At 36.8% G+C, this 21,181-nt stretch carries 20 protein-coding genes; 12 read left to right on the top strand and 8 right to left on the bottom strand.

The features are described 5' to 3' along the window. Positions 1 to 137: 137 nt before the first annotated feature. Entirely contained in the window at positions 138 to 2,672 is a 2,535-nt protein-coding gene (locus tag RAH34_RS16855; protein ID WP_306596888.1) for a phosphoenolpyruvate carboxylase, read from the bottom strand. Positions 2,673 to 2,894: 222 nt separating this feature from the next. On the opposite strand from RAH34_RS16855, the gene RAH34_RS16850 reads away from it, so the two are divergent. From RAH34_RS16850 to RAH34_RS16835, 4 genes are read left to right on the top strand one after another with little or no spacing between them, the layout of a single operon-like run. Further along, positions 2,895 to 3,461 (top strand): Crp/Fnr family transcriptional regulator, encoded by a 567-nt coding sequence (locus RAH34_RS16850; protein ID WP_114820504.1) that lies wholly within the window; start codon positions 2,895 to 2,897, stop codon positions 3,459 to 3,461. Between the two features lie 56 nt (positions 3,462 to 3,517). Further along, the gene (gene def / locus RAH34_RS16845; RefSeq protein WP_114820505.1) at positions 3,518 to 4,099 is read left to right on the top strand and encodes a peptide deformylase; all 582 of its coding nucleotides are present in this window, start codon (positions 3,518 to 3,520) and stop codon (positions 4,097 to 4,099) included. Positions 4,100 to 4,153: 54 nt separating this feature from the next. Then, positions 4,154 to 4,558: a hypothetical protein gene (locus tag RAH34_RS16840; protein WP_114820506.1), complete on the top strand. Its 405-nt coding sequence runs from the start codon at positions 4,154 to 4,156 to the stop codon at positions 4,556 to 4,558. Positions 4,559 to 4,595: 37 nt separating this feature from the next. Beyond that, on the top strand, positions 4,596 to 5,201 hold the full coding sequence (locus RAH34_RS16835; RefSeq protein ID WP_306596886.1) for a hypothetical protein: 606 nt from the start codon (positions 4,596 to 4,598) through the stop codon (positions 5,199 to 5,201). 238 nt (positions 5,202 to 5,439) lie between these two features. On the opposite strand, the gene lpdA is transcribed toward RAH34_RS16835, so the two are convergent. Further along, a complete protein-coding gene (gene lpdA / locus RAH34_RS16830; RefSeq protein ID WP_306596885.1) occupies positions 5,440 to 6,840 on the bottom strand; it encodes a dihydrolipoyl dehydrogenase in 1,401 nt (466 codons plus the stop codon). Between the two features lie 99 nt (positions 6,841 to 6,939). Between lpdA and RAH34_RS16825 the strand changes: the two genes are divergently transcribed. From RAH34_RS16825 to RAH34_RS16805, 5 genes are all read left to right on the top strand, one after another. Further along, complete coding sequence (locus RAH34_RS16825) at positions 6,940 to 7,347, top strand: helix-turn-helix domain-containing protein (protein WP_114820509.1); 408 nt, start codon at positions 6,940 to 6,942, stop codon at positions 7,345 to 7,347. Positions 7,348 to 7,494: 147 nt separating this feature from the next. Continuing rightward, positions 7,495 to 8,658, top strand: a complete 1,164-nt coding sequence (locus tag RAH34_RS16820; protein WP_306596884.1) for an iron-containing alcohol dehydrogenase — start codon at positions 7,495 to 7,497, stop codon at positions 8,656 to 8,658. A 230-nt stretch (positions 8,659 to 8,888) separates the two neighbouring features. Then, positions 8,889 to 9,350 (top strand): lipocalin family protein, encoded by a 462-nt coding sequence (locus tag RAH34_RS16815; protein WP_114820511.1) that lies wholly within the window; start codon positions 8,889 to 8,891, stop codon positions 9,348 to 9,350. Positions 9,351 to 9,414: 64 nt separating this feature from the next. After that, entirely contained in the window at positions 9,415 to 10,071 is a 657-nt protein-coding gene (locus RAH34_RS16810; protein ID WP_306596883.1) for a GDSL-type esterase/lipase family protein, read from the top strand. A gap of 2 nt (positions 10,072 to 10,073) precedes the next feature. Continuing rightward, a complete protein-coding gene (locus RAH34_RS16805) occupies positions 10,074 to 10,541 on the top strand; it encodes a hypothetical protein (RefSeq protein WP_306596882.1) in 468 nt (155 codons plus the stop codon). A gap of 55 nt (positions 10,542 to 10,596) precedes the next feature. Here the strand turns inward: RAH34_RS16805 and RAH34_RS16800 are convergent, their stop codons facing one another. The 3 genes from RAH34_RS16800 to RAH34_RS16790 form a co-directional block, all read right to left on the bottom strand. Continuing rightward, positions 10,597 to 11,949, bottom strand: a complete 1,353-nt coding sequence (locus tag RAH34_RS16800; RefSeq protein WP_306596881.1) for a DEAD/DEAH box helicase — start codon at positions 11,947 to 11,949, stop codon at positions 10,597 to 10,599. A 150-nt stretch (positions 11,950 to 12,099) separates the two neighbouring features. Continuing rightward, complete coding sequence (locus RAH34_RS16795; RefSeq protein ID WP_306596880.1) at positions 12,100 to 12,612, bottom strand: hypothetical protein; 513 nt, start codon at positions 12,610 to 12,612, stop codon at positions 12,100 to 12,102. Between the two features lie 116 nt (positions 12,613 to 12,728). Further along, positions 12,729 to 14,375 carry an AarF/ABC1/UbiB kinase family protein gene (locus tag RAH34_RS16790; protein ID WP_306596879.1) on the bottom strand — a complete coding sequence of 549 codons (1,647 nt, stop codon included), beginning with the start codon at positions 14,373 to 14,375 and terminating at the stop codon, positions 12,729 to 12,731. 213 nt (positions 14,376 to 14,588) lie between these two features. On the opposite strand from RAH34_RS16790, the gene RAH34_RS16785 reads away from it, so the two are divergent. After that, positions 14,589 to 14,753, top strand: coding sequence for a hypothetical protein (locus RAH34_RS16785; RefSeq protein WP_167497813.1), 165 nt, complete (start codon positions 14,589 to 14,591; stop codon positions 14,751 to 14,753). A 151-nt stretch (positions 14,754 to 14,904) separates the two neighbouring features. After that, a complete protein-coding gene (locus RAH34_RS16780) occupies positions 14,905 to 15,534 on the top strand; it encodes a hypothetical protein (RefSeq protein WP_306596878.1) in 630 nt (209 codons plus the stop codon). Between the two features lie 61 nt (positions 15,535 to 15,595). Here RAH34_RS16780 and RAH34_RS16775 read toward each other — a convergent pair whose 3' ends face one another. Next, positions 15,596 to 17,104, bottom strand: coding sequence for a carbon-nitrogen hydrolase family protein (locus RAH34_RS16775; protein WP_114820518.1), 1,509 nt, complete (start codon positions 17,102 to 17,104; stop codon positions 15,596 to 15,598). Between the two features lie 203 nt (positions 17,105 to 17,307). Here RAH34_RS16775 and RAH34_RS16770 point away from each other — a divergent pair, with 203 nt between their 5' ends. Continuing rightward, the gene (locus RAH34_RS16770; protein ID WP_162800893.1) at positions 17,308 to 17,580 is read left to right on the top strand and encodes a hypothetical protein; all 273 of its coding nucleotides are present in this window, start codon (positions 17,308 to 17,310) and stop codon (positions 17,578 to 17,580) included. Positions 17,581 to 18,196: 616 nt separating this feature from the next. Here RAH34_RS16770 and guaA read toward each other — a convergent pair. Both guaA and purD read right to left on the bottom strand, forming a co-directional pair. Next, a complete protein-coding gene (guaA, locus tag RAH34_RS16765) occupies positions 18,197 to 19,726 on the bottom strand; it encodes a glutamine-hydrolyzing GMP synthase (RefSeq protein WP_114820521.1) in 1,530 nt (509 codons plus the stop codon). 193 nt (positions 19,727 to 19,919) lie between these two features. Continuing rightward, positions 19,920 to 21,158, bottom strand: coding sequence for a phosphoribosylamine--glycine ligase (gene purD, locus RAH34_RS16760; protein WP_306596877.1), 1,239 nt, complete (start codon positions 21,156 to 21,158; stop codon positions 19,920 to 19,922). Positions 21,159 to 21,181: the final 23 nt, after the last annotated feature.

Raw genomic sequence — 21,181 nt, 5'->3', positions numbered from 1 at the left:
GGGAGATATTCTTGTAAAGCGGTATACAATATGTTTAGGCTAAAACCTGGGATGGGGCAATAAAAAAAGAATGGGCTTTAGCCGCCCATTCCTATTGATATACTATTGTACGACAGGTACAAAACTTTCGTATTAAATTAAGCCGAGTTTCTACTCGCATTAATATTCCCGAATAAGGAACGGGTTACCAGCTTTTCATAAGCCTCTTTGTTTCCTTCTCCTTTCTGAATTTTCATCAACGCATACTGCTGGATACTTAGCAATGGAAGGACAATCTTCTCACGGATCTTCACAGATTTTCTGGATAACGGATCTTCTTCCTGAAGCATTTTGAATCCTGTCAGCTCCAGCATAATGTCTCTTGAAAGCTCATATTCATCGAAAAGGACATTCCAGAATGCACCGAATTTCGGATTGTCTTTGATATAATACGTCAAAGGAAAGTAAGACTTATTCATACTCATCATGGAGTTCAGAACTAAAGTTTTAAAGAAGTCGGAACCTTTATACAATTCTCTTACTTCTTCAAATCTACCCTGTTCTTTCATCTTTTGCATCGCATATCCAAAACCAAAGAATCCTGGGACATTCTGTTTTAGCTGTGACCATGATCCTACAAACGGGATGGCTCTCAGATCTTCAAATTTCAGTTCACTTCCGCTTCCTCTTTTGGAAGGACGGCTTCCGATATTCGTTTTTCCGTAGTATTCAAGCGTACTCATTTCCTGAAGGTAAGGAACAAACATTGGGTGCGCTTTCAGATCTGAATATTTTTGATAGCTGATATCCGCCAGCTCAATAATCAAAGCTCTTTCCTTCTCAGTAAGTTCTTTTTTGGCATTTTTGAATACGTCATTTTCTACTCCGGCTGTCAGAAGCTGCTCAAAGTTGTATTTTGCCTGTTCTTTATTTCCAAAAATACTGGTAATCGTCTGTCCCTGAATTGTCAGTTCTATTTTATTATTCGCAATCGTTTTTCCCTGAGATGCATAGAAATCGTGGGTCTTCCCTCCTCCTCTGGCTGGTGGTCCGCCTCTACCGTCAAAGAATACCACTTTAATATTATTCTGCTCAGAAAGTTTTGTCAAAACTTCTTTGGCTTTATAAATTTCCCAGTTGGCTTTTAAATATCCTCCGTCTTTCGTTCCATCCGAGAATCCAAGCATAATCGTCTGCTGGTTTCCTCTTTTCTCAAGATGATTTTTGTAAACTGGATTATGATACAGCTCATTCATTACATGCTCTGCATTGGCAAGCCCTTCCATTGTTTCAAAGAGTGGAACAATATCCATATTGATAGCTTCATCTTGATAACCGCAGATTTTAAAGAATGCGAATACATTCATAACATCTTTTACGGCATCAGAATTGGAAATAATATAACGGTTCATTCCTCTCAGTCCGTTCAGATTCTGGATTTCTGTAACCTGAGAAACCGTTAACAGAGTATCTTTTACAATATCTTCGAAATCATTTGCTTTGACAGTTTCTGAAATCTGAATCAGTTTATTGAACTTCTGTTCGTCATCAGCCTCTTCATTTCCGTAAACTTTTGCATATACTTCATCAATCACTTTCTGATGAATTCTGCTGTCCTGACGGATATCCAATGTTGCAAAGTGAGTCCCGAAAATCATCACACGGTCTCTGAAATTGACCAAAAGATCTAAAAACAAAGCGTTATGCTCATTGATTAATATTTTTTCTGCTTCATTAGCTTTCTTTAAAATATCTTCAGCTTTAATGCTTTTCCCGTCAAAAATTGCAGCATACAGTTCTTCACTTAATTGGGTCAGCACTTCGGAAACACCTCTGAAACTTAATCTTCTTCTGATAAATTTCAAATGGCTGTAATAAGACTTCAGAATGGCTGAGCGAAGTTCTTCCGCTACTCTTTTCGTTACCTCTGCGGTTACAAAAGGATTTCCGTCTCTGTCTCCTCCCGGCCAGAAACCAAGCTGGATAATATCTTCATGAAGGTGGAAATGACCATTCCCGAAAGTCTTTTTGATCTTTGTAAACAGTTCACCAATGGTATCATAATACACATATCTCAGGTAAGAAATAATGCTCAGCGCTTCATCTATCGGAGTCGGTTTTTCTTTGTTGACAAAAGGAGTTTTCCCCAGCTGTTGCAGAAGCATATCGATCTGCGTCACCGAATCACTGGTGATGGCCCCTCTCAAATCCTGAATAATTCTTTGTACTGAACTCGGATAAAACTGAGTCGGGTGCGCAGTAAATACAACCTTAACGCTGAAATCTTTTAATTTCTCACGTACTTTTTCAATTTTATGATCCTGAAAAGAACGCTCAAAAAGATTGGTTACCGTTCCGTTATCACTTTCAGAATGGAGGTTAGGAAATGCGGCATCTTCAATACTATCAAACAAAACTACCTGTCTTTCTATATACTGGATGATCTTGAAAAGCAGTTCCAGTTTCTGCTCTTCGTTCTGAAGATCGGTATGGTTTTTAAAGAATTCTTCGACGATATCTTCAGGAGTATTCCCTGCTTCATAACCGGTTCTGCTTTCTTCATAGAGAAACGGAAGCAGCATTCCGATATTCGTCATTTTATCATAAGGCAGGCTCATAAATAATGAATTGTAGATCTGGAACTTATTTTCCACAATCTGCCTGAATTTTTCTGCGCGTTGGTCATGTATCATAGTAACAAATGTAAGCGATTTTGAAATTAATTTAATTGACAAATGACAAAAATTAAGGTCGAAATACAAAAAAATAATATTAATTTTTGTTTAAAATTTGATTTACTTTAATAATCAGGTGAATCCTATGATTGAAGTCAATTTCAATAACAATATGGATGTTAAAGGTCACTCACTTACATCTTATCAGATTTCGTACCTTTATCTGATAAATTAAACCCTATGGGCTACATCAGAGAATATTACGAACAGATTGTCAAACTGCAGGAATCGGAATGGGCATTTATAGCAGGACACTTTCACAGAAAGGTTTTTGCTAAAAATGACATCATTACCCAGCAAGGCGATACGGAGAATTACTTATCCTTTATAGAATCCGGACTGGTAAGATTTTATATTCCTGATGATGAATACGGCTATACTTTCAGCTTTAGTTTTGAAAAAGAATTCAGTTGTGCCTATGATTCTTTTCTTACCCAAACGCCTTCTGAATATGAGATGCAGGCCTTAACAGAAACTGTGGTATGGCAGATTTCCTATGATGATCTGCAGAAAGTCTACAACCACACCCATGTTGGGAATCAACTGGGACGTTTCGCTTCTGAAAAACTATTTCTGGCAAAAAGCAAAAGGGAGCTTTCTCTACTAAAACTTACGGCGAAAGAACGTTATCTTAAATTATTTACAGAACAGCCGGAAATGATCAAGCGCGTTCCTCTAAAATACATTGCATCCTATATCGGAATTACACCACAGGCTTTAAGCAGAATCCGCAGACAGATTACTTAACATAGGTTCATTGTATATCTGTTCTCTTCTCCTGAACTTTGTGGGAAAATACGACAATGAATTTATCTATTCTCGCTTACGGAAATCAGATTTTAAAGCAAAAATGCTCAGAAATCATAGAAAATACCTCTGAAATCCAGAAATTGGTAACAGATATGTGGGAGACCATGGAAAATGCCAATGGATGCGGCCTTGCCTCTCCTCAGATCGGAAAATCTTTACAACTTTTCATTGTTGACAGTGAGATTGTTTATAAAAATCTGGATATGGAAGATCAGATTCTATATTTCGGAAAGGATGATAAGGGGATTAAAGAAACCTTTATCAATGCAAAAATAGTCTATACTTCGGAAGAAACCTGGGAAGATCATGAAGGCTGCCTGAGCATTCCGGGACTTTCTCAAAAAGTAAAAAGGCCCTGGGAAATTACCATTGAATATCAGGATCGGGATTTCACAAAACATACGAAAATTTTCACTGGATTAACCGCCAGAATTATCCAGCATGAATATGATCATACGTTGGGAATTTTATATACCGACCATCTGAAACCTCTGACCAAAAAAATGATGGAATCTAAGCTAAAAAAAATCATCAATGGAAATGTTACCGTGGGATATCCGATGAAGTTTTTATAAATTTGATTATTAGACATTAATAATTAACTTTACTCTTCACACCATCCATCATCCATGAAAAAAATATTTACTTTTTTACTCATAGCCCTTCTTTTCATCTCTTGTGAAAAAGATTGTTACAATCCACCTCTGCCGATCCTTTTTAAGTTTGTTGATTCTAATGATGAAAATCTTATTGCCAATGGAACATTGACCACTTATTCAGTTCAGGACGAAGATAACAATAGTATCCAACTATCCAAAACATCTGACAATATGATTATTGTAGAAAACGTAGGTGCTTATAATGGAACAAAAAAGTATAAATTCTTTTCTAATATTAAAGACTTAGATTTTTCAATCCAATCCTCAGAATTTAATGGAGGTTGTGATGGCTATCAAATCAATAAAATAACGTTTACAGGTATAGATATTGATGTAACTGCTGAAAAAGGATATTATAAAATTGTATTGGAATAATTCTCTTTCTTAAATTTGCACCGGAAACACATTCTCTATGAAAATAATCATCGCATTTTCCCTGATTCTCTCCAATCTGCTTTACAGCCAGATCAAGGTTCCTGATGATTATAAAAAAATTCCTGATATTCTTGATACGGTAGAATATCTCTATCCGTTCATTGTTCCTGATAAAGACTATGCTTACTGGCGCGTTCTGAGCAATGATGTGGACTATGAAAAATCAGTGCTCTATGAAAGCCAGTCGCCTGATTTTATGACCATCAATGAACCGGTTCCTGAAAAAGGTTTTTTCCAGAAATGTATTGGAAATAACTGCTTTTCATACATTCTTGCATGTAAAAACGAAAGATCTGTTTATTTTTCCAATGAGCAGCAGCTGAGAGATTTTATCGGAACAGTTGATAATCTTCCGGAGGCTATTTTACTGGCAAAAACGTATGGGTATTCTGTGGATACAAGCAATCGCTTTACCGGATCATATAAAATTGAGGACCGCCATATTTCAATGTACCTTATGCAATCTAAGGGTTGTCCGGCTGCGAAAGAATCTTTTTGGGTTAAAATCAATAGAAAAACAGGAAAGCTGGAAGCAAAAAGCAATGGAGTTTATACGAAGGATGAAAACTGTACTTCTTTGTAACTGAATTTAAAAAAACGCCAAGGCGCAAATTAATTTATCAAGATACAGCTTTAAGGCGCAAGGATTTTATCTGCAATAAAATTTACAAACTGCTAATGTAAACCATTAAGATTTTTTAAGTTGATAAGGATAATTAAGGGAATAGCTAAAGCTATTTTTCAGCGATCCGCTTTATCTTCCATCAAAGATGGATCTTAATTATTCTTATTGTCTTCATTAACCTTAATGGTTTAATTTCTTATATATTAATAGCTCCCTGCCCAGATGCAATCAAGTAAGCTTCCTTCAACGTTTCGGAATAGGTTGGATGGGCATAGGAAATACGAAACATATCTTCTGCAGTCACCTCATATTCCTGAGCGATAACACCCTGGGCAATCAAATCTGCTGCTCTGGCTCCAATGATGTGAACTCCCAGCACTTCTCCATATTTCGGATCTACCAAAACTTTGGCAAAACCTTCCGTATCCATAGATGCGCGTGCCCTTGCACTGGCAGAAAACGGGAATTTCCCTACATGATATGCGATGTTATTTTGTTTCAGATATTCTTCCGTATATCCTACTGAAGCTACTTCCGGCCATGTATACACCACGGAAGGAATACGGTTATAATGAATATGGCGTTTTTGTCCGTTAATGGTTTCCGCTACAAAAACACCTTCTTCTTCCGCTTTGTGAGCCAACATTGCTCCCCCGATAACATCTCCTATTGCATAGATAGCAGGCACTGAAGTCTGATTGTTTTCATTTACTTTAATAAAACCTCTCTCGTCCAGCTGTACTTCTGTATTTTCCAGACCCAAACCTTTTACATAAGGACTTCTTCCCACCGCTACCAATACATAATCTGCTTCCAGTTCACCTTCTGTTCCGGTTTTATCTTTAAAGAAAACTTTGCCCTTAGAGCCCGCATTCTCAGTTTTATATACCGCGTGATTAAGTCGGATATCAATTCCTTCTTTTTTAAGGATTTTCTGAAGGCTTTTTCCCAACTCATGGTCCATGGTGGCAATCAGATGATCAGCATATTCCAGAATAGTCACTTTCGTTCCGATACGGTTGAAAATAGAAGCCATTTCCACTCCTATTACTCCACCGCCGATGATTACCATAGATTCCGGTTTTTCCTTTAAAGACAATGCTTCTGTGGAAGTAATAATCCTTTTTTTATCAATCTCCACTCCTGGAATACTTGATGGTTTTGAGCCTGTAGCAATGATATAATGCTGAGCAGTAATCTTTTTAATCTCAGATTCGCTGATAATTTTTATGGTAGAATTGTTGATGAAACTTGCGGTTCCTTTTAATCTCGTAATTTTATTTTTATTCATTAAAAAGTCCAGCCCTCCGGTATTTTTTGAAACCACCTCAGCTTTTCTCCTGTACATTTGGGAAAAATCAAGTTCTATAGTACCCAGCTTAATCCCATGCTCCTGGAATTGATGTTGTGCTTCTGCATAATGATGGGTGCTGTCCAATAATGCTTTAGTCGGAATACAACCTACATTGGTACATGTTCCTCCCAATGTATCATATTTTTCTATAATCACTGTTTTATAACCCAGCTGAGCGCTTCTAATGGCAGCCACATATCCGCCGGGTCCTGAGCCAATTACGGCAATGTCATAATGATCCATTTGATTAATTAATTTTTTATGATTAAATTTACTTGCAAAATAAAAGCAAAATTAAAACAAACACTTTCATTTTGCAAGTATTATTTTAAAATTAACAAAATGAGTAAAAAAAGATCCGACTGCCCGATCAGCTGTTCCCTGGAAATGTGGGGTGACAAATGGTCTCTTCTCATTATAAGAGATCTGATGCTGAAAAAGGAATGTACTTATGGTGACTTCCTCAAAGCTGATGAAAAAATCGCCACCAATATTCTGGCGACAAGGCTTCAAAACCTTTTGGACCATGGAATCATTGACAAAAAAGACCATCCGGACAGCAAGCTGAAAATTCTTTATTTTCTGACTCAGAAAGGGATTGATCTTATCCCCGTAATCGTTGAAATCAATCTTTGGGGTGACCAGTATCTTACCATTCCTGATGACCGGAAAAAACTATTGGAAGAGATCAAAAAAGATAAGGAAGCCTTTATCAAGAGAGCAAAAGCCTATCTTTCTCCTGAAGCATAGTATTTAGATTAGAAAGGAATAAAAACATTAATCAAAGAAGTTCAAAGCAATAGCTTTCATAAAAATGAATAATAGCAATTTTAAAATTTCATTAACTCAGTTTTCTTTTTTCATTCCGTAAATTTGACTTAAAATAAATTTAGAACAATGCTTAATTTCGAGTTTAAAAACCCAACAAAAATACTTTTCGGGAAAGGCGAAATCGCTAAAATTTCCAAAGAAATTCCTCAGGACGCAAGAATATTAATGATTTACGGTGGCGGAAGCATCAAAAACAATGGTGTTTACAATCAGGTAAAAGAGGCTTTAAAAGATCATGAATTATATGAGTTTGGCGGAGTTCCTGTCAATCCTGAATATGAAGTCCTGATCAATGCTTTAAACTTTATCAAAGAGAAAAATATTACTTACCTTCTTGCTGTAGGTGGCGGATCCGTGATTGACGGAACAAAATTCCTTTCTGCAGCAGCCCATTATGATGGTGAACCATGGGATATCCTGAGAAAATCCGTAAGAACATTTGAAGGAGAAGGGATGCCTTTTGGAAGTATTTTAACACTACCTGCAACAGGTTCAGAAATGAATTCCGGTTATGTGATCTCAAGAAGGGAAACCCATGAGAAATTATCTTCAGGAGGACCTGGACTTTTCCCACAATTTTCTGTTCTGGATCCGGAAGTGATCAGAACTATCCCTAAAAACCAGATCGTGAACGGAATCACAGATGCCTACACTCACGTTTTGGAACAATATATGACTGCTCCTTCTTCTGCTGATCTTCAGGAAAGAATTGCAGAAAGTATTCTGATCAGCCTGCAGGAAACTGCTCCTAAAGTATTAGCTGATGATTTCAACTACGATGCTGCCGGAAACTTTATGTGGTGCTGTACAATGGCTTTAAACGGCCTGATCCAGAAAGGAGTGATTACAGACTGGGCAGTACACGCTATGGGACATGAGCTGACGGCTTACTTCGGTATTGACCATGCAAGAACATTGGCAATTATTGCTCCATCCCATTACCGTTACAATTTCGAAGATAAAAAAGGGAAACTGGCTCAGTATGCGGAGAGAGTTTGGGGAATCAAAGACGGAAGCATAGAGGAAAAAGCTGAACTGGCCATCAAAAAACTGGAGGAATTCTTCCATAGCCTTCACATCAAAACCAAACTTTCCGAGTATACAGAAGACTTTAAAGGAACTGCTGAAAAAGTTGAAAAAGCCTTTACAGACAGAAACTGGCTGGGTCTTGGAGAATATAAAAAACTGACTCCACAGGATGCTTATAAGATTGTAGAGATGAGCTATTAAGGGATTCGGGGTGCGGGTTCCGCGGTACGAGGTTTGAGCTACGCTATTTCGAGATTCGGGTGAATGGATTTATTAATTTTTAAGTTGAAAATATACAATCCAAAACTTGTATCTCGTATCGCAGCATTCATAAAATTATTTAATTTACAAACATTCGTTTAAAAAATCGTTATTTCATTACAGATATTTCAAATTTATTTATATTTTAGCATATTCTTAAATTTGTGAAAATGAAAAAACAGCTACTTTTATTTGCCTTTTCTGCCCTGGCACTTACTTCTTGTAAAGATGACAATCTTGAAGCTTATGATATGGATATCATGAAAGGAGATTGGAAGGAAGTTAAAAGGGAAGTAATTTCCGGAAAAGATAATAAAACAGTGCTTTATACTGAAACTTTAACAGGATGTGCAGCTAAAAATACTCTTTTCTTAAGAACAGATTATTATGTAAGCTATACAGCATATACGGGAGAGGGTGCCAACTGTACTCCATCTCCGAAAACCGAAGGAAGATACACCTACGATGCTGATTCAAAAGTGATTGGAATTAAACTTGGCGACGAAGGATCTGTAAATTACAGAATTGATATGTTAACAGCCAAAGATCTTAAACTTGCCCAGCAATCAGGGATCTTTGATATGGATGGAGATAAAATTCCGGATATCCCTTACGTTACCTACAAAAGATAAATCATAAACTCCCGCTAATCGGGAGTTTTTTATTACTTTTATATCTAATTTAAAACTGAATATAATGAAGAAGATTCTATCAGCATTTCTATTGCTGTACTTTGCTATTGCCTTTTCTCAGGAAAAAAAACCGATGTTCTGGCAGGACATCCAGGAGTTTAAAAAGCTGGATCAGCAAAATCCGCCTCAAAAGGACGCTATTTTATTTATCGGAAGTTCCTCGTTCACCAAATGGACGGATGTAGCGGATTATTTTCCCGGCAAAACAATCATCAACAGAGGTTTCGGGGGATCAAGACTTACAGACCTTAATGATTTTGCAAATGATCTCTTAGCACCTTACCAACCCAAACAGATCATTATTTACTGTGGCGAAAATGATTTTGCAGATAATCATAAGCTAAAAGCAAAAGTAGTCGTTGACCGATTCAAAGCTTTCTACAAAAAAATACGTGAGCGATTCCCTGATATTGAGGTAGACTATATCTCCATCAAATATTCGCCGAGCAGAGAAGTGATCTGGCCACAGATGAAAATTGCCAATAAAAAGATTGCTGCTTTTATGAAAAAAGAACCAAACGCAGAATTTATTGATGTTACCAAGGCAATGGAAGATGCTAATGGAAATGTAAGAAAAGATATTTTTGTGGAAGATATGCTTCATTTTAAACCGGAGGGATATAGAATCTGGACAAAGATTATCACTCCTTACCTGAAATAAAAATGAAAGAACACTGGGATCTACCTATTTATAAAAAGGCTGAGGAAATCTACAAAACATTAGTGATCATTACAGATCTCTTTCCTGAAAACAATGATTACCTTCAACATTTGAAATCTAATTTACTGGAAGATATCATGGTGGTTCAAGCTAAAATTTCCGGAGCTGAAGCAGTAAAACTGTATGATATTAAAATGGAAAACGCAGCCATTATTCGAAAAGCAGCAAGAGAAATTATGATTAGTGGTAATCAACTTGAATTATTGGGATTTTCCGATGCCAAATATTATAAAATTATCCGAAATCAGATAGAAGAGTTCCGTCTCTTATTCATTGATTGGATTGCTGCATTCAATCCGAATCATTATATTGTTGATAACTGGGGACTCTTCAACCCTCCTGGAATTTCACCTGATCACATACAAAGGGACGATGAGCTGGATTTTCTGGATGAAGACGATGAAGAGTAAACCAGATCTTACTAAAATAAAAAACGATTCCAATACCAGGAATCGTTTTTTTATTTTATTTCTTTCTTTTCGATTTCGAAATTGCTTTCTGCTGCGCTCTGTTGGCTCCAAACTTCTTAGGTGCTTTTCTTTTGGAAGGTCCACCCCAGTTTTCTTTGGTATTTTTAGCCTTTTTCTCATGGAATGCTCCACCTCCTTCATTCAGTTTTACCTGTACAGGATTTTTCATCACAACCTGATCTTCTTCGGCAGCGATTTTCTTAGGATTGATCTTAACGCCTTCAGGGAATTCATTAAATTTCAATTCTTTGTCCATCAACAGCTCGATATCAAGAAGCAAAGGTTCTTCTTTTTTCGTTACGAAAACCAAAGCTTTTCCTTCTTTATCTGCTCTACCCGTTCTACCGATTCTGTGGATATACTGCTCAGGAACTTCAGGGGTTTCAAAATTGATGACATGCGTAATGTTTGAAATATCAAGACCTCTTGCCATTACGTCTGTCGTAATCAAACCTCTGATCTCTTCATTCTCAAACCTTTTCATCGCTTTTAGTCTGTAATTCTGCGATTTATTGGAGTGAATCACATCAAACTGTTCAGGGAAAAGTTCATCGATTTTAGTAAAGAGCAGGTCGGCATGCCTTTTATTATTGTTAAAGATCAATACTTTGGACATATCAGCATCACTTTTCAGCAAATGTTCAAGTAAATTGATTTTAGTATTAAAGTTTTCGACTTTGTACCCAGTCTGTTCAATTTTTTCAAGCGGAGTTCCTGATTTTGCCAATGAAATTTCTACCGGACTTGCAAAATATTCATCAAGCATATCATCTACCGCTTCTGTCATCGTCGCTGAGAAAAGAATATTCTGTCTTTTCTCTTTCATCATTTCAAAAATATGAGTAAGCTGTGGTCTGAAACCAAGGTTAAGCATCTCATCAAACTCGTCAATGATCAGCTTCTGAACTTCCTTCAGAGAGATTGCGTTGTCTATGGAAAGGTCCATCACTCTTCCCGGTGTTCCTACCAGAATATCACAACCATCATTGAACAATAGTTTTTGAGTATTGATATTTTTTCCACCATAAATTCCGATTACTCTTGCGGTAATATTTTCCGTCAGTTTTTCAAGGATTTCAGTCACCTGTACCACCAATTCTCTTGTAGGAACAAGCACCAAAACAGTTGGATTTCCTGTCTTGCTGTATTTCCATGTTTTCAGAACGGGTAAAAGATAAGCCAATGTTTTTCCGGTTCCGGTCTGTGCAATTCCCATTACATCTCTTCCTGAAAGAATAGGTTTCAAGCTCTTCTCCTGAATGGGAGTAGGTTCAAATAATTCCAGATCCGCTAAAACATCAAGAATTTTAACCGGAAGGTCAAAATCCGCAAAAGTGAGTTTTTCCATTTTGCAAAGATAGGTATTTAATTACAAGTTGAAAATTTGAGGTGGCAGATATTAGGCTGCAGGTTGCAGAGAGTAGCCATCTGATTATAGAGAATCACTACCAGATACACTGATCTTTCTGGCAACAAAGAACAACCAGCAACAAATTAATTACTCATTCACCTTTACACTATTGACTTTGATTTTAATATCATCATCTTCCCATTTGCTGGAGGTAACGATAACATATCCTTTCTTTTTAGGATCTTTTCTGATGGGGAACCGATCTTCTTCCCACTGATTACAATGGGTTGAAATAGAAGGCAATAATGGCTTCCAGCCCGTTTTACTTAAAGTATACACATAAAAAGGATGCCAGCAGCTGGTACACCAGTTGGGATAAAATCCGATCTCCTCTTTACCGTCATCATTAAGATCTCCCAAATTATACAAACTTCCCTGATTGGCAGGAGAAATTGTTATGGGTTTTATATTTTTATCACTGAAATAAATGGTTGTTTCACACTTTCCTTCACATTCGTCACCACAGTCGCTGACTTTTGTATAGGCGTATTCTTTTGTTCCATTTCCGTCAAAATCTCCCTGAAGCTTCTCTTCGTTTGCTTGTTGAGCCATAGAATGTGAACTGAATAAGGTGATTGCGGTTATAATAAGTGTTTTCATTATTGGTTTGTGGTTATGAGTTGCGGGATTCGGGTTACGAGTTACGGGGTGCGAGTTTTGAGTTTTGAGTTTCGAGATGCGAAGTTTAGGGTTTGAAGTTTTTGAATTTTTCGGGTTTACTTTCTGGTCACTCTCAATAAGAGTATGAGCACTAAAATGATTGAAAAAATAAAGCCCAGAACTGCTACTAAAGATAGTTCTCCGATTCTTGGTCCGGATTCGGAAGAAAAAACGATAGCTGTAGCAATGATATTTGCTCCTAAAACCATAGCCAGAATCAGATTGATGACACTGGATTTGATCAGTTGGTTGGTCTTATCAATATTTTTGATTTCGCTGGAAACCGTAAATTTATTTTCATCCAGCTTTTGGAGAACGGAACGGAGTTCTTTCGGAATTTCATCGACATTATCCGTAAAGTTCATCATGCGGTCCATTCCTGTTTTTAAAAGATTTTTAGGACTGATTTTCTTGGTGAAAATCTTTTTGGTGTAAGGATGAAGACTTTTAACGATATCAAGATCAGGATTAATACTCCTTCCCACTCCTTCTATCAGGCTGATTCCTTTAAACAGAAGATAGAAATAATCCGGCATATAAAGCCTGTTGTCCTTCAAAATATCTTTCATCTTATTGATAATCACCTGTACATTGATATCCTGTAATGATGAGCTGTGTACAAAGTTCAGGATTTCTTCCACATCATTTTCAAACCTTCTTTCATCCGGAATTTCATAGCTTATGGCCATTTTTTTAAGGGAACGGACTATTTTATGAGCATTTTTGGCGACAAAACTTACGATAAGATTTTCAAGAATTTCTTTATCATTGGGCTGAATTTTACCTACTGCCCCAAAATCAATGAAAACAATTTTACCGTCTTTTCTCACTAAAATATTTCCGGCGTGAGGATCAGCATGGAAAAATCCGTAGTCTAAAATCTGCGATACAAAAAGCCTCAATCCTGTTTCTGAAACTTTTACAGGATCAATATCATTGGCTAGCAGAACAGATTTGTCGGTTACTTTAATCCCATCGATAAATTCCATACAAAGAATATTGTTGTTGGAAAATTCTTCGTACACTTTAGGAACATAGGTTTCTTTATTGTTCTTAAAATTCAGTCGGAACTGCTGAATATTATTTTTTTCATTGATCAGAGAAACTTCTTCCAGTAAAGATCTTTCAAAGGTAGAAATCGCCTGCTTCAGATTCAGTTTTTCTCCTATTTCCGAATAGGCAGATATGAGCTTTTCAATATCTTTGATCAACAGTAAATCATCTTCAATGACTGACTGTACATCGGGTTTTCTCAATTTTAAAATCACCGGACTGCCATCCAGCAGAACAGCTTTGTAAACCTGTGCAATAGAAGCTGTAGCCAAAGGCTTTTTCTCGATTTCACGGAAATAATCTTTGACGGAAATATTGAATTCACTTTCCAGCGCTTCTTCCACATCCATATCTACCGTATCCACTTTGTCCTGAAGTTTTTGTAACTCCTGGATCAATTCCGGCGGCAATAAGTCTTCCCTGTTACTGAATGTCTGACCCAATTTTACAAAGGTAGGTCCCAGCTCTTCGAGAGCGAGTCTTATTCTTTCATAAACGGTTCCTTTTGAAATGATTTCATCTGAATGACCAGAAGCTTCTTCCTGTTTATTTCCATTCATTCTGGCCAGAATATCTTTGAATCCATATTTACTTAGTACGGAAATCAGTCTTGCGGATCTTTTCAGTTTTCTTTGAGGCTTATCAAACATAGTGTATCAATAGTAGGTGCAATTTACTCCAAAAATTGTTCCTTTATGAAAACAATTATGACAACAACGCTAACGAATAAAATTAAAAATAACAACACATAATCAGTATTTTAAAGAATAAAATACACCAATATCAATAAAAAACACATCATATATTGTAAAAATTAATATATTTACAACGTACAAATTAAAACAAATCAAAAGTATTAGAACATGAAAAATTTACGCAACAACAAACTTTCAAGAGAGCAATTAAAAGGAATTGCAGGAAGCGGAATCATTATCGGAAACTGCTCAAACCAATGCTGCCCTACAGACGGAAGACCAAAATGTCCTGGACTGATCTGTCCTGCTGTAGTATGCCCTCAGTATATGTAAGATCAGATTTTATACAGAATTATACAATACCCGAAGAAATATTCTTCGGGTATTTTTTTTGCCCTGAAAAATGCCTACGTACCTCAATTTCCGGCACATTATTTCCATCTGGAAGAACAAAAAAAATTTATAAATATTTAAATACAACACTATGTTAAAAAAAATTATTTCAGCTGGTCTTATTGTATCAGCAGTTCTGTTTACAACACAAATAAAAGCGCAGGTAGCATCAGCTCATTCTATTGCCGAAGTAGCCACAAAAGAAATGAGTTATTTAGGACTTACAGAATCACAGGTTAGTAAAGTGACAGAGATCAATAAAATGACTGCAGATGCGCTTATTGCTGGTGATAATAGCAGTTCCCAGAACAACAAAGTAATTGCTGACGAATTTGTTAGCATCATCGCTCAGCGTCATAAGGCAATGGAACAAATCCTTACTCCGGAGCAAATGGCAATCGTAAAACAAGACCGGGCAGAAAAGATTGCGCTTTTCAGAACATTGATTATGATTCCTATCCTGGATCTGACCGAAAGACAGGTTGAACAGGTCTACGATATCAACTTCAAAGGAATACAGAAGGTTCAGAAAGATTTTGGAAAGCGTCTGAACAAGAAAAATGCAGGTCCTGAAGGTGCTGACAGCAACAAGGTAAAAAAGGTTATCATCAGTGATTTTAAAGCCCTTGATAAAGATTTTAAAAAGATACTGAGTCCTGAGCAATATGAGGTTTATAAAAACAATCAGGATTTAATCAGAGAATCCGCTAAGAAAGAATAGTTCGGTCCGGTTGGAAAAAAAATATCAGCGGCAGCTCCAATGGAGCTGCCGCTGATATTTTTTATTTAAGGTACGTTTCGTAAAGGTCTTTTCTGCGGTCTTTCATGACCTGAACAGAACCGTTGTGATGGAGATCTTTCAAGAGGTTAAGATCGACATCTACAATCAGGGTCATTTCTGTATTAGGAGTAGCCTCCCCTTTCACGGCATTAGATGGGAAAGCAAAATCGGAAGGAGTAAATACAGCAGCCTGTCCGAACTGAATATCCATATTGTTTACCTTCGGAAGGTTTCCTACACAACCGGCAATGGCCACATAACATTCATTTTCTATGGCTCTTGCAGCAGCACAGTGACGGACTCTCATATAGGCATTCTGAGTGTCTGTCAGATACGGTACAAACAGGATTTTCATTCCTTGATCAGCCAGAATTCTTGGGAGTTCCGGGAATTCTACGTCGTAGCAGATGACAAGTCCTATTTTCCCACAGTCGGTATCAAAGACTTTGATTTCATTTCCGCCTTTCATTCCGTAGTACCTTTTTTCGTTCGGAGTAATATGAATTTTTCTGTATTCATCCATACGTCCGTCACGGTGAAGAAGGTAACTTACATTGTACAAATCATTATTATCACTATCAAAAACAGGCATACTTCCGGAAATAATATTCACGTTGTAACTGATCGCCAGTTCTGAGATTTTATTTTTGATCTGCTCGGTAAGCTTAGCCAGTTCTATCATACTGTCTCTTTCGGAAAGATTATTGAAAGGAGCCAGCAAAGGCGTGTTGAAGAGTTCCGGGAACAGGACAAAATCAGACTTATAATCTCCCATCACATTGACAAAGAATTCTACCTGCTCATAAAACGCCTCAATATCTTTAAAGGTTCTCATCTGCCATTGTACCAATCCAAGACGAATAATACTGTCCTGCATCGTATTTGGTTTTCTGCTGTAGTAAATGTTATTCCACTGTAGAAGAACTGCATTCTCTCTGGAAGCTTCATCTTCCGGAAGATATTTTTTCAGGATTCTTATCGGAAGAAAATTATTGGAAAGCTGGAAAGATAATACAGGATCATAGATTTCCTTATCTCTTACTTTTCGGATATATTCTCTTGGAGAAAATTCATGGCTGTATTTGTGATAATTCGGGATTCTGCCACCCAGAACAATAGATTTCAGGTTTAATAATTCACAAAGCTCTTTTCGGGCATCATAAAGCCTTCTTCCCAAACGCAGTTCACGGAACTCCGGATCGACAAAAACTTCAATTCCGTAGAGAACATTCCCCGTTGAAGTGTGGGTATTGAATGTGTAATTTCCCGTAATATCGCTGTAGGTATGATCATCTCCAAATTCTTCGTAATTAACGATAATGGAAAGTGCTACAGCAGCCAGTTTTCCGTCAACGGTGATACAGATCTGTCCGTTCGGAAATATTTTTGTGAGTTTATCAATACTTTTTTTGGACCAGATAGATTCCGACATCTGCGGGTAGGCCCTTTTCATCGTTTCCGCCAGCTCATTATAATCCTGAAGGGTCAGGTTTCTTGTTTCTATTTGCATTTGATGTAATTTTACTTAAATTTAGTGAAAATATTTTACTTTAATCCTTATAGAAAAGTACTTCCCAACTATTTATACAAAATTTAACAGTGGATATCTCTGAGATTTTACAAGCAGCAGTTTACTCAAATAATTACTGGAAACATTCTGATTTTGGCTTTGTAATGGAAACCCTTAAACCCCATTATAATATTAGTATGGAAATGGATACAGAAAAAGTTGTTGTTCTGCTGTTGGGAGATAAAACCATCGGATATATCTGTTTGAATTATCCTCTGATTTTTATAGAAAGTCAATATGCGTTACAAATAAAAAATATTTTGCATGCATTTTATGATATAGAATACATTCTTGTCGATAAGCTATCTAATCCATACCTTTCTGTAGATCCTGATTTTTATAATGCTTATTTTGATTTTATGGAAAGCCTGAATGCTTTTTCTGCTGAAGATTTTTATTTTTACAATGTCAATTAAAAATCATTCTTGTCCGATTACATTAAAGCGTAATTAACAGGTCGCTCCTCCGGAGCTTTATTTTTATGGGAACTTCTTTTTTTCTATTAACAGCAGATCCCTACGGGATCAAATCAAGCTCCACTAGGAGCTAACTGTTAATAGAACATATTTGTTTTAAAATTATAGCTCCGGAGGAGCGACCTGTTAATTCATAATATGAATATTGATATTTCCAATGTATTTATACTTTTTATCGGACAATAAGGATTAATTAAATTTTTTATTAGCTAATGATAATGAAACCATACGCAGTAACTTTACTTATAAGCACCTTACTTATTTTGATTTTAAGAATCTTTTATCCTTACTCAATCATTAATCTTTCACATAATTTCAACTTATTTTCGGCATCTGAACTCAATGCCGAGGAAGTGAAAACTTTTATTTATGTACATGTAGCAGGATCAATATTTTTAAACTATCTTATTTTCCATAAGCATATACTCTTCAAACTGATATATTGCTTATTAATTGCTTTAAATATTTTATTGATCATGTCTTCATTGAAACAGTTTTAACAAAAAAATCCCACCCAAAAACGGGCAGGATTTATATTTTAAATTCAAGTCAAAAATTATTCCCACTCAATGGTTGCAGGTGGTTTGCTTGAAATATCGTAAGCTACTCTGTTGATTCCTCTTACTTCGTTGATGATTCTGCTGGAAACGGTATCCAGGAACTCGTAAGGAAGTCTGCTCCATGTTGCTGTCATAAAGTCGATGGTGTTGGCAGAACGTACTACAGCAGTATATTCATAAGTTCTTTCATCACCCATTACTCCTACAGATTTTACAGGAAGAAGTACTACAAATGCCTGAGATACTTTTTCATAAAGATCATTTTTGTATAATTCTTCAATGAAAATATCATCAGCTTCCTGAAGAATTCTTACTTTCTCAGCATCTACCGCTCCCAATACTCTGATTCCTAATCCAGGACCTGGGAAAGGGTGTCTGTATACCAGGTGATGAGGAATACCCAATTCTTCTCCTACTCTTCTTACTTCGTCTTTGAAAAGCTCTCTTAATGGCTCTAATAATTCGAATTCCATATCTTCAGGAAGCCCTCCAACATTGTGGTGAGACTTGATTACAGCAGATGGTCCGTTGACAGACTGGCTTTCGATAACGTCAGGATAAATGGTTCCCTGAGCTAAGAATTTAGCCCCTTCAATTTTGTGAGATTCTTCGTCAAAAACATGGATGAATTCGTTTCCAATGATTTTTCTCTTTGCTTCAGGATCGTCTACTCCCGCTAGTTTTGAAAGGAATCTTTCTTTAGCATCTACCATTTTAATGTTCATATGGAAATGCTCTCCATACTGATCCATTACTTTTTTGCCTTCATCCTTTCTCAATAATCCCGTATCTACGAAGATACAAGTTAACTGATCACCGATTGCTTTGTGGATCAAAACAGCGGCTACAGAAGAGTCTACACCTCCTGAAAGTCCAAGGATTACTTTGTTGTCTCCAACTTTCTCACGGATCTCCTCAACTGTTTTTTCAATATAGTTGGTCAGTTTCCAGTTTTTTTCTGAATTACAGATGCTGAAAACGAAATTTTCAAGCATTTTCCCTCCTTCTTCTGTATGAGAAACTTCCGGGTGGAACTGAACGCAGAAGATTTTTTTATCTTCATTAGCGATAGAAGCAATGACTCCTGATTTTGCATTTAATTCAAAACCTGCAGGCAATTCTCCTACTTCGTCAAAGTGGCTCATCCAAACAACAGAGTTCTGAGTTACTCCTTTTAATAAAGAGCTTTCTTTAACGATCTCTAAGTTGGCTTTACCGTATTCTCCTTTTTCTCCTTTGTTTACTTTACCTCCTAAAAGGTGAGCAGTCATCTGCATTCCGTAGCAGATTCCCAATACAGGAACTCCCTGCTCGTATAATTCTTTTTCAACCAGGTGGGCATTTTCTGCATTTACAGAACTTGGTCCACCGGAAAGAATGATTCCTTTTGGCTGTTTTGCTAAAATATCTTGTAATGGTGTATTGTAAGGTAAGATTTCAGAGTATACACCCATCTCACGGATTCTTCTTCCGATAAGCTGGTTGTACTGGGATCCGAAATCTAAAATAATAATACCGTTGTTCATTTTTGATAATTGATAAATGATGATTGATAAATGATAGAGCTAATGGCCACTGGCTAATGGCTTCTGGCTTGGAAATAATTTCCCAATTTCACTTTCAGCAACTAATTTCTAACCTCTAGCGTCTAACTTCTAATTATTAACTGTTTTACAAAAAAAGACTTGGATTAGCTCCAAATCTTTTTTCATGATTTTATTAAAACTTTCCGATGTCTTCTCTATAGAAGCCGTAATCGAAATGTACGTGACCTGCGTCTTCGTAAACTTTTTTGCGGGCGTCTTCGTAAGTAGCTCCTGTAGCCACAATGTTCAGTACTCTACCTCCATTGGAAACTACTTTATCTCCTTTGCTGATTGCTCCTGCGTATAACAGTTTACTGTGTTTCAGTTTCTCTTCTCCGGTAATTTCGAAACCTATTTCGATATTTCTCGGATAACCTCCTGAACACATTACCAGACAAACTGCTTTTTCGTCTTTAAACTTAAGCTCAATGTCTTTTCCTTCCATACAATCCTGAATCACATCCAGAAGATTGTTTTCCATCAATGCCATCAATACCTGAGTTTCAGGATCTCCGAATCTCATGTTGTATTCCAGAAGGTAAGCTCCGTTTTTCGTTACCATCAATCCGAAGAAGATGATTCCTTTAAATCCGAAACCTTCAGCTTTAAGACCTTTAACAGTAGGTTCCAAGATATTTCTCTCAAAATCTGCGTAGTGCTCCTGAGTAAATTCCGGGCTTGGTGCTACTGAACCCATACCTCCTGTATTAGGTCCTGTATCTCCGTTTCCAGCTTTTTTATAATCTTTAGCTGCTACACATGGGAATAATTTTTCCCCGTTAGAGAAAGCAATAATAGAAGCTTCAAAACCTTGTAAATATTCTTCAATAACTAAACGAATACCAGCATCACCATAGATTCTTCTGATCATGAAATCATGGATTGTAGCTTCAGCTTCTTCAAGGTTGTCACAGATAACAACACCTTTTCCGCCAGCTAAACCACTTGCCTTGATTACCAAAGGATACTGCTGTGTCTGCACATATTCTTTAGCTTCGTTATATGAATCAAATACTACAGCTTTAGCTGTTTTGATATCATAGGTCTGCATAAATTTCTTAGAGAAAGCTTTACTTCCTTCCAGGCTCGCTACTTTTTGAGTAGGCCCGAAAACCTTAAGATCATGCTTTTTAAATTCGTCCTTGATACCCGCTACAAGAGGAGCTTCAGGACCTACGATCGTAAGATCAATTTTTTCTTTAATAGCGAAATCTCTAAGTTCTTTGATTTCTGATAAATGAACATTTTTCCCTATTACATCGGTAGTAGCATTCCCGTTGGCAAAAAACATTTTAGAAATTCTTGAGTCATTCTGAAGCTTTGCCGCTAAAGCAGATTCTCTACCGCCTTCACCTATGATTAATATTCTCATACTTTATATTATTATCTAGTCTT

It is taken from the genome of Chryseobacterium sp. WLY505, from assembly GCF_030846215.1.
GTDB lineage: Bacteria > Bacteroidota > Bacteroidia > Flavobacteriales > Weeksellaceae > Chryseobacterium.
The sequence above is the reverse complement of the archived record's forward strand: the minus strand, read 5'-3'. Positions and strand labels throughout refer to the sequence as shown.